This is a genomic window from Sodalis endosymbiont of Henestaris halophilus, from assembly GCF_900161835.1.
Taxonomy (GTDB): Bacteria; Pseudomonadota; Gammaproteobacteria; order Enterobacterales; family Enterobacteriaceae.
Map to the genome: position 1 here is coordinate 143,956 of NZ_LT897836.1, position 14,896 is coordinate 158,851.

Genomic DNA, 14,896 nt, shown 5'->3' on the forward strand with positions numbered 1-14,896 from the left:
GTAGTAGATCTAGTCTCGTCGTTATCATTCGAAACATTGTACGTAATATTGTAGTAGTTAATAGCGTTAGTAATAAAGATAGTTTTAACTAGTTACCATTTTGTGGGGGGTTTATGACAGTACTCTATAATATTTATAAAATAGGAGTTTAAAACTGGATTCTTATGCCGGTATTACACACCACATATCATCTACAAAGTATGATACTTATGGTGTCATTCCCCATATATCCTTAAAAATACCGGTATTACCTGGAGACTGATACTCTACCCTCCATGAATAAAACTCAAGTCAATAGCGTGTGTTTGTGTCAATAACGGCTTGATCGTTATCTATATCTTGGATCGAAATATAAACAGTTACCGCTAGTTTTTATTAAAAAACACTTAAACCACTAGGTTGCGCCCTACCGACCCGATAAACAGTGTATGGAAGTAAAAGATAATGAACATTATAATTTATTTTATAAGGATTATAATAAATAATACCTTAATAAATACCTATGTGGTGCAGCTCAAAAGCAGTACCGTTGCCAAAAAAACAAACAATGTTATAATAGTAACAGTTAATGATAGACAAAACACGGTTATAAACGTCATAATTAAGAATGCTGGGGATCCTCTATCAGCAATCATAGCCAGCGCGGCAGGCAGCAATCATCTAGGATAACGTTATAATTTTATTATTAATTAATTACCGTAAATCTAAAAATCAACTTACGGTACCAGACCCCATATCTTTTGATATGGGAGCAGCATTAGGCACAATACACCGTAAAATTGTTACATAATGACTTAAATGTGAAATCTTGCATATAATTTTACTTTTCCACCAAATGGCTTTATGCCGGATCAAAGCACTGCTTGCACTATAGTCAGTATTTTATTTTTATATTGAACGACTTGTTTATAACGAGTTATATCACTTGATACTAAGTTAATTCCTATCTCGGTGTTATCTAAATAATGATTTTGATCTTTTAAACTATACCGTCATATTTCCTAGTTAGTACATCTAACGGTGTTAACACTAGACGTAATGGCAAACTCTTTTAACCTCCGAGATATGTAATCTACCGCAAGCCTTGGTACTGAGCTGACACAAAGCTTATAATATAAGCTCTTATCATTGATAGCTATACTGTTTGTTAGAATGCTAGTTTCCGTATTGTTTATCTGAGAGATCGAATCTAAATACTATGTGTAGCAATATAGTAACTACATATGAAATATACCAACACCTAAGCGCCATTAGTTAACCGCATTTAGCCATTACAAAATTTTGCGCTAGAGAAATATAAACTCAAACAGATAAACCGTATGCCGTTTATTATTATAAACTAACGTGCTATATTATGACGAAATAAATACAGAATTATTTATAGTTAATATTCTTATAAGACATCGGTGTAAAGATTTCTTATAGAGTAAAGTGCCTACAGCGTTTTATGTCCTACTGACTCAATAGTCAGTTAAAATAAAGGTACAGATAGCTATTATCTAATTTTATCTAATTGTAAGCAATATGACCATTGCTTACATATTTTGTTAAGTAAATGACATCATTCTGGCAATTAAAGATTAGATAAAGTAGCAATTGTAAACATGCGCCTTCACAAATTAAGTAATGGTAAAAAAGTTAAAATGGTAATAGCAATTTACTGTTTTGCGCAAAACCATACTCTCAAGTCATTGCTATAACAACATCGACTGTTATAGCTAAGTTTGTGCTATCATTTACCGAAGGTAAATACCATAGTTAAAAGATGTCTCACGCAGCACAAAGTGGTTAACCCATTTTGCTAATTGAGGTTCATAGAACTAGCCTGATAACAGGAATTCCATGCCGTACTTAAACTAAGGTTGATCGTTAGATCTTTGCTATCTGTTAGCAAGGTTATCTTTTTATTTATCTGCTAATATTTTCATTAATCAGCATACGCTAAAGTGTGATATGTGTTACCTACTTTATATTATTGGTGCCGCGTAGATATAACAGATCAAAAACATTTCATAACTAAAACAAACATGTTAATGTTGAGCGAAAACATCTCTTGAACACGAATAACTATCCGTAGAAATTTAAATAATTTCTAAAAAACCTCAAACTTCAGGTGAATATTATCTGACAAACCAACCACGAAATTGAGACTCGAATTTTGATAGTAAGCAGAACATCATATCTGTATAGACGCAATTATAAGAATGCATAGCAATTTGTAAATAAAATAGCGGTAACCATGTCATCTATATGTGGAACCACTACCTGTGGCAGTGGTTCCACTTTAAAAGTGCTCTATATTTATCAAAGATATCTTTACAATGAATTTCTACGAATCGATCATATTTTTTATGAAAAGCGATATAATTAAGGCTTCCTTAATCGGCGCATTTTAAAAATCATTTTTTGTCTTTCTTACTATAATTTTGTTGCGTCAAACAGAGCATTTTTTCTTGTTTAATGATGATTTCTCATAAATATTTCTGCCAAGTAGTCGGGATATTATTGATAATCTACTGAAAGAGATTAGACACTGTATAAATCCTTTTATCAAAGGGAGGAGGGCTGACTTAGTAAAATAAGCTTAGCAGACGCTGCATAATAGTTCTCTCCACAGAGAACGTAATATATTTATTACAATGCCGCGTAAATCCAAAGTGCAGTAGGCCTAAAAACGAAAGTCGTAGTCTTTTCTACCTTTATATCAAATAGGTAGGCGCTAACAACTACCATAAATACTTATAGTTTGATAACACAACCAACCGCTTCATAAACCTTGGCTAAGGTAACGCTAGCCTGAGTTCGGGCTTTTTTCGACCCCGCGCGTAAAACTTCATTCAAATAGGATTCGTCGTGACGTATAGTTCGGTACCGAGCCTGCAACGATGCTAGCATATCCGATACCGCATCCGCTACGGCCATTTTCAAATGGACGTACATCTTACCGGCAAAAGCCTGCTCTAGATCAGCCACCGGAGTGCCAGTCACGCCTGAAAAAATTTCTAACAAATTAGAAATACCGGGTTTTGCTAAGGGATCGTAACGTAACACAGGTGGATCGTCAGAATCAGTTACTGCGCGCTTTAATTTATTAAATACGGATTTAGGATCCTCTAGTAAGGTAATCACGTTATTGCGGTTATCATCTGATTTTGACATCTTTTTCGTCGGTTCTAGTAATGACATTACCCGCGCGCCAAATTGAGGAATAAATGGCTCTGGAATAGTAAAAATGTTGCCATATAGCGCGTTAAACCGTTTGGCGATATCACGACTAAGCTCTAAATGTTGCTTCTGATCTTCTCCAACCGGCACCTGATTGGTTTGATAGAGCAAAATATCCGCCGCCATTAGTACCGGATAATCCAAAAGTCCGACATTGATGTTTTCAGCGCAATGGACTGATTTATCCTTGAATTGTATCATTCGGCATAGTTCGCCGAAATAAGTATAACAATTTAACAGCCAACCAAGCTGGCTATGTTCCGGCACGTGCGACTGAATGAAAACTGTACTTTTGGATGGATCGATACCACAAGCTAAATATAACGCCAGAGAGTCCAACGTCGCCTTGCGTAGCTGATGGGCAGCATAACGGGTAGTTATGGCATGCAAATCGACTATACAATAAATACACTCATAATCATTTTGCATACTTACCCAATGACGTAATGCACCAATATAGTTACCAATAGTTAGTTCTCCTGACGGCTGCATTCCGCTGAACACAATAGGTTTACTCATTTTAAACGTCCTGATTAAGGGAAAGTGAAAAACCGAGCAAAGGTAAAAAATTGACAAAACAGTCTAGAACGTAATCCTGATGACTCAAATATGATCGCTGCATCATAGTGTTATAGTCATAAATCATGTTTACGCTTGTGCATTTAGCAATCTTAACAAAGAGAGTACTATTTCGTAATTTGTTAAATAAACTGTATAAATCAACTTACCAAGATCTCCCCGACAAGATAGCTGAGCACAAGACTAAATGGAGTCTGACTCTATTTTTTTAGTTGAAACGTCATTGACATCTATAATTTAGCGTAAAATAGTACCAAATGCAGAACAAAAGGACAGTAAGTAACGCGATAAGAGATATTAACTTGCAGAAGTCAATACTGTGTTCTATCGGCACAGACCATAAAATAGTTACTGGTGCAAGCACATATCTCCAAACAAAAGCTCTTTTTACCGAGAGTATGCTTGAGCCGGCACACTTCTTCAGGGAGAACATAATGCTCATCTAGGTGCAGAAGAGTGGAACAATGTAGCTTGATTTTACTAAAACATTGGTTAATTGCAAATCAAAGTAGCAATTCGAAAGCTAAGACAAAGTAAGCAAGGTATGCTCTGAAAATGTCCGATTAAGCAAGAAAATAAAGCAGGTAGGATGCTCATATATTGCACCAATATTAAGCTTATAACCACGATATTATAAATAAAATGTTAATCACTAGTCAACAACTGCTATCGATAATTCATAACGCATCGCATCGATAACAGTACGGTAATCAGGTTGGTCGAATATGGCGGAGCCAGACACAAATATATCGGCTCCTGCCGAAGCGATAGCACCGATATTGTTCACTTTAACGCCACCATCTATCTCTAGCAAAATATCCCTACCACTAAAATCTATTAACTGACGAACCTGGCGCAGTTTATCCAGCGTGGAAGGCAAAAACAACTGACCACCGAAACCAGGGTTTACCGACATCAAAAGGATTACATCAAGCTTATCTAGCACATACTCCAGGCAGTTAAGGGGTGTGGCCGGATTAAATGCCAATCCTGCCTTGCAACCGTATTCTTTTATAAGCTGTAGAGAACGATCTATATGTTCCGATGCTTCCGTGTGGAAGGTGATACAACTGGCGCCAGCTGCAGCAAAATCCGGAATTAGGCGATCAACCGGATTCACCATTAAATGCACGTCAATAGGGGCAGTAATACCATAACCTCGCAGGGCTTTAAGCACCATGGGACCAATGGTAAGGTTAGGAACGTAATGATTATCCATCACATCAAAATGTACAACATCCGACCCAGCAGATATCACCCGGGCGGTATCGTCACCCAGACGGGAAAAATCCGCTGAAAAAATGGAGGGGGCGATTAAAAATTTTTTCATCTATGTCTCTCATCAGTTACCGGCGGTCTGTAGCAAGACAGACCAGTTTAAAGATATAAAGCCAATAGCTCATTTACGCTAGTGCGCCCGCAGGCATTACTGCTAATAGTCCGACGCGCCGTGATATGATACAAGATGGCATCGCCATACCATTTCCGGGTCAATGCGGTATCATGATTAGAAATTAGCACTGGTATACGACTTTTACGAGCTAGTTGGTTCGCGAGACGCGCCAGATTTTGTTGTTCAGTTAAATTGAAATTATTGGTATGGTACGCTGTAAAATTCGCGGTATTAGAAAGCGGCACATAAGGTGGATCACAATATACCACCGAACCCGGTACGGCACGAGACAAAGTTTGTTGATAGTACTCGCAGAAAAATACCGCACGACGTGCCTTATCGGCGAACCGATACAGTTCTATTTCCGGAAAATATGGCTTTTTATAACGGCCGAAAGGAACATTAAACTCACCGCTCAAGTTATATCGGCACAAACCGTTGTAGCAATGCCTGTTAAGGTAAAGAAACAGTACCGCGCGCCGATGACTATTCGTACAAAGATTAAATTCCCGGCGCAACAGATAGTAAACCTCAGAGATATTAGCATCAGCAGCAAACAATTTACGGGCATCGTGGATAAAATCGTTTGGACTTTCTTTAATAAAATTAAACAAATTTATAATATCGCTATTTATATCCGCAAGAATGTACCGATCGTACTCGGTATTGAGAAATACCGATCCGGCTCCTACAAAAGGCTCTATTAGGCAATCGCCTACCGGTAGATGACGACGTATATCATCCATCAACGAATACTTACCGCCAGCCCATTTTAAAAACGCACGGTTCTTCTTCATGCTTTACTCAAACTATACAGTGACGCAAATCCTACCCCTGTTTACGATAGCTGCTGCAGCGCTATCTGCAGAAATGCTAAATTATTTTTTTTGGTCTTTTGTAATTTACTTAAATGAACGCCTCTGCGTTTTTGGCCAGCAATAGAGAAGGATAATCCTTACTAACTAACAAGCACATACCATAAGGTTTGCAATCACGATAAGCTTAGATACACTCTTCATAATAGAGCTAAGCTGCTGTTATTGAAGCGCATTAAAAACACATGTTAAGCCTAACTAATTGCGAAGCACTGCTTAACTTCAACGTGTGATAACCTGTGAAGGTGCAGATTACATAATTTCCGCAAAGTTACTCTTCAGTAACAGACGATGAATAGGTGAAAGGTACATAAGTTTGGGCATTAGTAACCATTTTCAGAACGCTAACGACAAGCGATCGGCATTATTTTATTTTTTTTCGATTCGCGGTACTTGATTGCAGACGGTTTTAACCGTCGCTACTAAATTGTGAGTTATGCTGAGTGACGTCGTAGGTTACCTAGCGTCAGAGTAGTCACTACAGTAATAATTAGAATCGAAACCAAACCTTTGAATATTCATTTGTGTAAACACGCCGTTAAACTGAACTTATTTGCAAAACAAAACACTAAGTGTTATTGCTTAGTAATAAAAAACTGCTGTAGCCGATCGCTGCTATCAAGTTTAATATTGTCTTTTAACTTGAACTTATTCATATAAATCCCCTATTAAAAAGGTAGATGACAATAACTGCTTCCCCAGAGAAGCAGAAAAGGTTTATAAAAACAAAATAAGTCTCATTAATGTGCTCTGAGACGTGCGACATACTCACTCAATCTTAGCAATCATTAATAGATGCGATTAATATATCATCTGTTATACCAGCACGCACTTCCGCCTTGCCAAGCATTACCGGCAAAACCAGACGCATATGGCCGGCAATAACTTTTTTGTCACGCGTCATATGCGGCAAGTAATCTTCCGCAGCCATCTCCTTTGGGCCGCTTACCGGCAGGCCAGCACGCAACAATAGAGCACTGACCCGTTCGGCGGCTACATCACTAAACTGACCGAACCGACGCGCTGCGCGTACCGCCATCATCATGCCCGCAGCCACGGCTTCGCCGTGCAACCAGTTGCCATAGCCCATATGGGTTTCAATGGCATGGCCGTAGCTGTGGCCAAGATTAAGCAACGCGCGCTGGCCATGTTCACGTTCATCTGCAGCCACTATATCAGCTTTAAGCTCACAGCAGCGACGGATACAATAAGCTAGTGCCTGCGGCTCTAGTGCCAAAATCATATCAATATTATTTTCTAACCAATCAAAAAACGCCGCATCAAAAATAATACCATACTTGATGACTTCCGCTAATCCTGAGGATAATTCGCGTCGAGGCAACGTATTCAGACAGTTTAAGTCGATGATCACCGAAGCTGGCTGATAGAAGGCGCCAATCATGTTTTTTCCGAGAGGATGATTAACCGCGGTTTTACCGCCTACTGATGAATCAACCTGAGCAAGCAGCGTGGTAGGAACCTGGATAAAACGCACGCCGCGTTGATAGCTCGCAGCGGCGAATCCAGCAAGATCACCGATAACGCCACCACCGAGCGCGATGATAGTAGTATCGCGACCATGAGGTTTAGTTAAAAGTGCTGTAAAAACCTGATCTAGCACCGTTAATGATTTATTTTGTTCATTATCAGGTAACACAACATAATCGACTTTGACTCCATCTTGTATCAGTAATTCACTAAGGCAGTCCAGATACAGTGGAGCAATGCAATCGTTAGTTACCAACATAACGTTATCGCCACGATTTACCGGCCAGAAGGATGCCGGATCATTTAATAATCCGGCGGCAATGGTAATAGGGTAACTACGCTCCCCTAATTTAACAATAAGCCTTTCCATGAAAAGTTCAATAACCTTTAATATTTTATTAAGTTAGATTAACAACATTCTAATAAGCTAATAATTTTATTAGCCACAACCTTAGCACTTTGTTCGTCGGTACAGACAGTAACATCTGCTATTTCTTCATACAACGGGTTACGTTCACGAGCCAGTGCTTGTAGGACATCTTCTGGATGAGCATCTACTTGCAATAGCGGGCGTTTTTTATCACGTTGCGTACGAAATAACTGTTTTTCAATCGTGGTTTCGAGATAAACAACCACACCGCGGGCAGAGAGACGGTTCCGTGTCTCGTAAGATTTGACGGATCCACCGCCGGTAGCCAAAACGATCCCCTGCTTTTCGGTCAATTCGTTGATGACTTTCTCTTCTCGATCGCGAAAACGATCTTCACCTTCTACGTCAAACACCCAGCTTATATCAGCTCCCGTGCGTTTCTCAATCTCTTGATCAGAATCAAAAAAATCCATATTCAGTTGTTGAGCTAACTGACGTCCAATAGTGCTCTTTCCAGCACCCATAGGCCCAACTAGAAATATATTGCGTTTCTCTACCATGTTTTTGAGTATCACTAAGTTTATTAGTTAATGACAACCTGCACCGCCAGTTAAATTAGCGGCTGGAGGACCTAAACTGAAACCTCATGAATATTATTGAGATAATCAGTAAAATTATCTCAATACTCTAAGTGGTTTGGCAACCGATTAAATCAATATTTACACCCACTCCCTAGAATAGACCTCTAGAACACTACTTAAATAACATTTAAGTAAATTAAAGAACCTTAAATAAACTATTCTTTTATAAATGAAAGAACTGTTATCGTCAAATTGATAACTAAATTATACATTTTGTCATATAATATATAATTTATTAAACTTAAAAGATGCAAGTCATCACTTAACATACTGGTAAGTATAATAAATTTATCAGTTAACGTCATTTATAAAAATGAGCACATTGATGCTGTAATCATAACTCCTCTATCAGAGGAGAGAGATTAATTGTGGCACCTGATCATTATTTCTATATTTTAATGTTATAATATGTTGCATATAAAATATATATTGCCTTAATAACTAGTCATAAGACACGAGAGATTTGCGCAACTTTTTTTAAATCTGGCAATTGAATTATATTAGGTGTAAAACTGCGGGGGATAACTAAAATATTCGCTTTATTTTCCTGCTTTAGCGTGAAAATTTCAGATCTACTAATTTTCTAATATAAAAATGAGGCGTCGGAAAAGCAAGAAAGATAACAAACCAGAACCTATAAGTTTTGCACTGCATCTTATTCAAGATTATATAGTTTTTTCTGGTTTTAAATAATATTTCTCATTATACTTAAACTAGTATATCTCTATAGTCATTTCTATTTTACTATGGAATTTATTATTCTGCCCGAGTTAATCCGAAATCTAGAATTAATGCTTTAATGTTTTCAACTAAAAATAAATGTACTGTAAACTGCACTTTAAACTTAATGCATCAGTGATGCGACGAAATTGCCACCAGTAAGCATTCTATCGAGACGTAACCTTATAATTAATGCCTAAAAACCTCCGGCTGGATCACATGCAGGCTGCATCCTTAATTACCCAACTAGGATGCGCCGTTCAGAGCAAAACTAGAGTATAAATCCTTACTCTCTACAGAGTCCATGAACAGCAATAATATGTATGGCGATAGCACGAGATCTTTGTCTCAGCAATGGCTCGTACGGTATCTATTACCCTTAGCTACAGCTACACTTTGGTAAAGTCAGCACGTTAGTTTATACTTTAAACTTACCACGCAATTTTTCCAGCAACTATGAAAGACATGTTGTAAAATAAAAAGTAGTTTGTATAAAAGTATGGATCGACAAATCATCTAACAAAGATACATTTCGACAAGGACGTCAGCTAGCTCACCATCTACTTAAAGATGGTCATGATTGTTAATTGCCGAAAGATCTATTCATTAGATCCGGCGCTGGTGCAACGTTAATGTTATTCTGACGCGAATGCATGATTAAAGATCACTGACCAGATCTAATAAAATAAACAAACTGTGTAGCAGTGATAAATAATATCCCCACCACGCTAAAAATTAATTTTTATCATATCTTTAATATATCAAAATAGTGCTCTAAAATATGTTAAAACAATACGGACAACACCTAAACTAATAGTTTAAATGCATATTATCTTCATTACACACATGAAACAGGTGATCCAAACCTTGGTACGCAGCAACATGCTAACCCTATTATTGATGTACATCAAGGATAACATAGTCTGTATAACTAACCTATGTACTCTTAAAAAAATTGCAATGAAGATAGTAGCCATAAGGTGCTTAGATAAATCTGTGACAAATGAAATACCATGTAAGTATTACAACCACGGCATATGGCATCGTGACCAAAATAATATCGATTTACCGGTGGCGATAAACTGACTAATAGCTACAATGTGGCGATATGACTATCCTCTAGATTGACCTAATCTAATGAAAAATAGTTCATAAATAAGTTCTATATACCGGACTCAATTCCAAGATTTTATCTATGGATTAACAAGACCGCTCGGTGAAAAAATATAACTTGCACTATCCTACATTAATTTATAGCAATCCGGTTTAATGACGCTAGAAACCTAAAGTAGTTAAAAAAATGTAGTGATAATATGCACGATAGGTATAAGTTACGCACAGAATAACCAAAGAACTTATGCTTACTAGCACAGAATATCGTCCAAATCGAATAGCTAAAGTAAGGTTATGCTGTATTTACCAAAGGTGCTTATCTGGTAGATCCTCACCTCATAACAAAAAATACCAATGGTAATAAATTAAGTGATGTTTTGTAGAATCAATATGTTGCGGCAGCGCTAATTTATAACTTATTTAAAATAATAGATTGATACAAGTGGTCCTGTCGAATGACAGTCCGACAAAGTATGGCTGCATCTTACCACTAGTTCGCCTTTAATAGTAAGACAAAACGATACCAAAACTAGAAAGTATTTTACCAACACATAGGGAGCAGACGAGGAACATAATTGTATAACCACACAATGATTAAAAGCCCGCATTCATTTTAACTGGGACAGCCACTCTTAGCGGTAACATATGCGGTAATTACGTCTGTATAAGCACTGGTTAGTGTAATATCAGCATCTGAAGAAACCCGTTATATTATCAGAAAAGTTTATAGATTCCGCAATACCTGGTTCTAAGAATATGAATTCGCTAATGGGGTGGTCACCACTGTATTTATACATATATTCAATTTTGGATTGTTTTCACCACAATTTGAAAAAACGCATAACTTAAGTTACTTATTAGCTATAAGCTTTGCTCACCGAAGACAGCATTATAAGTGTTTAATTTATCTAAATAATTCTATATATAAAATAGGGATTCAAATAATGTCCTCGACAATAATTATAATTTGTAATAAATCATTATTACCGTAAATATCGATAAAAAGCAGCAAGTTATAGATGCAGGAAACAAAACCTACTTAAAGATTTTATCGACAACCATCAGTCGAACACTTGGGTTATATATGAAGCTAGTATGACTCTAATTAAATATCTACTAAAAGCAAGAACTATTTTAAATAGTTTACCGCTGGATGAATTAATATCTAGGTCTGGGTTATTCATTTTAATGAAACATAAGAGAGCGTATACCGAATCTAATTACCCACCAAAAGATACAAGAGCGCGTCAAGCAAAGTTTCTTCCATCAATAAGATATTTGATATATTATCAAATGTTAGCCAACGTCGATCACCACCTTTTTAGAAAATCTATCTCATAATTATAAATGCAGGTGCCGCATTTGCTAATCAGTGGTGGATAGTTATAGCAGAAAGCAGCAAAAGCAAAATTCCTTGCAACAAAGGTTAATTTAAGTGTGGCATTTACATATTTTTAGGGGTGAGATTAACATAAGTGCAATCCTCTTTATATTAAACTAGCATACTTGCTTATATATTTTTCGATTGCCGTATGAGCGCTATGCGCACTGTCAGTCTTGGACTTATGTATCAGTAAAGCGATTTATATTTCATTTAGTATTGTACGATCACAATAACAACAAAAAAGTTGACGGCAATAGAGTATTAATTTAATTGTCTCCCAAAAGGCTTTAATAAACGCAGCGCCGATTAAAGTTTCATAGCCCAGAGAAACAAGCATTAACGATGATGCAACACAACTATCATGTTGATTTAGTCACTTATATTATTACCCTTATAGTTCTGGCAGTTATGTGCCGCATAAATAACGTTAATATTTAAATAACAGCAAAATTCGCTGGCGAAATGCGTACATTTTTTGTAAAAAATACTACATCAATCTAATAAAATAACAATAATATAAATCTAGTAATGTTTTAAACGGAAATTTCATTAATGAATTACAAACAGTTCATTATAACAACAGGCAAGCGGTGCTGCTGTTAATACTATGCAGCCTCTCTTGGAACCCATGATAATATTACTTGACTAATTGCTTTAACTCTCGTCGAGATGCGGTTTCTCGTCTAGTAACAATATGCGCATAAACGCCAGGATATAACACCACTTACCATAAATTCCATGATACAAAAGGGTATTTAGCGCAAATATGGTTAATATCATATTCAGTAATATTTATTCTCGATAGTTTTACTATTAAAATTTAATGCATTGATGCAGTATATTTCCCATGATTTAGATCAGAAAACTAGACCAATATTTATGTCAATAACTTAATAATGCGCTAAAGATAATATCTTTACGAATCGAATGATTCCTACTACTCGCTTCTACAGCGCTGAGGTGGAAATATGATAATACAATGTGATAGTGTGCGATGCTGGTCTTAAATGGCTGTTTTTGGGATTCTATATTAATCTTCCAACTGCTGAAATTGCATGTTGCATGATTGTAGGACACACAAACGATGTGCCTATGTAGCACAGCTTACACTATCAATGAAGCCTTTCGGCGAATCGCTGACACCCTTTAAAGCTAGAGCGATGGTAGATATGTTAAATTATAAAACTAAATACCGTTTTTATATTTTGATTGCTCGATTGTTCTTTAAAAGAATTCCATACCTCTACAAATGCAATAAACAGACAGGTAACTAATGTGGGCGGCACTAATTAATAGTAGGTAAGTAATCGGTTGTATGCAAGTTCAGAAAATATAAAAATAACAATAAATCTAGCGGCCATTAATCAAAAAATTGGTATAATATTGCCTAATAATATTAACAAGAATAAACTGAAACTCGGGCATTATATCAGAACGATATAGTTATCTACTAAAATTGCTGTTAACTAAAAGCAGCATTAGTGAATTTAGTTAATGCACACGATTAGTCGATATTAGTTAAAACGCCCCTTCAACTTATTAAACACATTAACATTCTGCTGCATCGCGTAAACTACTTTATACCCCGTAAGGAGAGTGATTATAATGTAGCCTCCTTCAACTCTATGGAGCCAACAATAGAAGTGTTGGCATGTGATCAATACGAGCTCAAAAGCAAATATGAATTGTGCGGGTTTTTGATGCGTGGTAAAACGTATATAAACAACTAACAGAGACGCTATACCGCAAATTTCAATAATTATGAGAACAAGCTAGCGCAATGAACTAACATGAATAGAAATTGCAATAAATAGTTAAACAACCGCTGTACATACACCGTTTAACATCATCGTGGCGATGCGCCGCCTGTACAACGGATTTGCAATGAGCGCAAAATCTTTAAGTACTACCAAACAAGATAGTAAAGATTGGGGCAATTTAGTTTGGTCATAGGAGGAGGGTAAATGCAAGTTATATAAAATTTCAGTCAGACTGTAAATAATTACTGTACAAACCAATACGACTGTTTGGTTTATACCTCTACTCATTTTCTTACCTCCCATGAACATACTGAAATCCGTATGCCCTTAGTAGCTATCGACTGACACCATATTGATGCTATTAATCTTAGCACGAATAATACGCTATTGAATTAATACTTCGTTGATTCTTTAGGTCGCATTTGTTGCTGAACATCTCATCTATGAGCGTCCATGTCTAGACATACCTTGCAACGGCGTGCTGAAACATGTTTGTTGACCGCACCATTGTAGCGGTAGGGTAATTTTTTACTGAGCAACTCACCTCACGATTAGCAAATATTAACAATACGCAACACTGATTTTGGTCAGCAAAATGATTTTTTATTTCAGTAACCATACACTTATTGATCTCAAAAAAATATCAATAAGTGTGATCATGCGTCCGCATGTATATTAGTTTTCACCCAGTATCATGCTATTTATAAAGAATAAAGAGCCTATTTTCGATACAGACATAATTACTTTAGCATTCTCCTCCCATTGCTTTGGCACATGGCCAATCAAAATTTTTAAGCTGGACCACGCCTCAAGATTTTTAATAGAACTTATTTCTACTTGATTATCATGCTCTCCTAATAACGTTAGTCGCAATGATGTACTAATAACAATATTAAGAAACATAATGAAATTATAAGATATAAATAGCAATAATTTAGCCTTGCCGTTGTATAAGTAGCAATTAATAAAATAATAAAACCGAATCCTAATGAAAATAGTTACCTTGATCACTATATGTCAAGGCAACGATAAACACAAGGCTAGAGGGTGCACACGCTATTAGCAATCAGCATAACCAGGAGGGTAAACATACGAAACTGATGTATCATCAAGAAACCGATGTCAGGCTTCACGCCTAGAGGAAAGAATTATTAAAGCATAAAAATGCGCTTGTGATATCCTATATAGGTAGGTGTGCACAGCTAAAAAAGAACGCTCTAATTTAACTAAATTTAAGTATGGTACTCCGAATCAGAAAAAACAAGCATCCTAAAAAGCTAAATACATGCAAGACTGAATCTTGCATAAAACCCATGGCATTGTCATGTTAAAAATCAAGGCTAAATTA

Annotated in this window: 6 protein-coding genes; all 6 read right to left on the reverse strand. The window is 36.5% G+C overall.

Annotation, left to right across the window (positions count from 1 at the left end; all coding sequences use genetic code 11):
* Positions 1-2,739: 2,739 nt before the first annotated feature.
* Entirely contained in the window at positions 2,740-3,744 is a 1,005-nt protein-coding gene (trpS, locus tag HBA_RS00390; protein WP_097032098.1) for a tryptophan--tRNA ligase, read from the reverse strand.
* A gap of 712 nt (positions 3,745-4,456) precedes the next feature.
* Positions 4,457-5,134, reverse strand: a complete 678-nt coding sequence (gene rpe / locus HBA_RS00395; RefSeq protein WP_097032099.1) for a ribulose-phosphate 3-epimerase — start codon at positions 5,132-5,134, stop codon at positions 4,457-4,459.
* Between the two features lie 47 nt (positions 5,135-5,181).
* A complete protein-coding gene (dam, locus tag HBA_RS00400; RefSeq protein ID WP_097032100.1) occupies positions 5,182-5,994 on the reverse strand; it encodes an adenine-specific DNA-methyltransferase in 813 nt (270 codons plus the stop codon).
* An 856-nt stretch (positions 5,995-6,850) separates the two neighbouring features.
* Entirely contained in the window at positions 6,851-7,930 is a 1,080-nt protein-coding gene (gene aroB / locus HBA_RS00405; protein ID WP_097032101.1) for a 3-dehydroquinate synthase, read from the reverse strand.
* A 38-nt stretch (positions 7,931-7,968) separates the two neighbouring features.
* Positions 7,969-8,490, reverse strand: a complete 522-nt coding sequence (aroK, locus tag HBA_RS00410) for a shikimate kinase AroK (protein ID WP_097032102.1) — start codon at positions 8,488-8,490, stop codon at positions 7,969-7,971.
* A gap of 5,733 nt (positions 8,491-14,223) precedes the next feature.
* On the reverse strand, positions 14,224-14,451 hold the full coding sequence (locus HBA_RS00415) for a hypothetical protein (RefSeq protein ID WP_097032103.1): 228 nt from the start codon (positions 14,449-14,451) through the stop codon (positions 14,224-14,226).
* Positions 14,452-14,896: the final 445 nt, after the last annotated feature.

What these genes read in the sequence shown, in the direction of transcription:
- trpS (WP_097032098.1), bottom strand. Translation starts at nt 3,744, where the DNA reads ATGAGTAAACCTATTGTGTTCAGCGGAATGCAGCCGTCAGGAGAACTA.
- rpe (WP_097032099.1), bottom strand. Translation starts at nt 5,134, where the DNA reads ATGAAAAAATTTTTAATCGCCCCCTCCATTTTTTCAGCGGATTTTTCC.
- dam (WP_097032100.1), bottom strand. Translation starts at nt 5,994, where the DNA reads ATGAAGAAGAACCGTGCGTTTTTAAAATGGGCTGGCGGTAAGTATTCG.
- aroB (WP_097032101.1), bottom strand. Translation starts at nt 7,930, where the DNA reads ATGGAAAGGCTTATTGTTAAATTAGGGGAGCGTAGTTACCCTATTACC.
- aroK (WP_097032102.1), bottom strand. Translation starts at nt 8,490, where the DNA reads ATGGTAGAGAAACGCAATATATTTCTAGTTGGGCCTATGGGTGCTGGA.
- HBA_RS00415 (WP_097032103.1), bottom strand. Translation starts at nt 14,451, where the DNA reads ATGTTTCTTAATATTGTTATTAGTACATCATTGCGACTAACGTTATTA.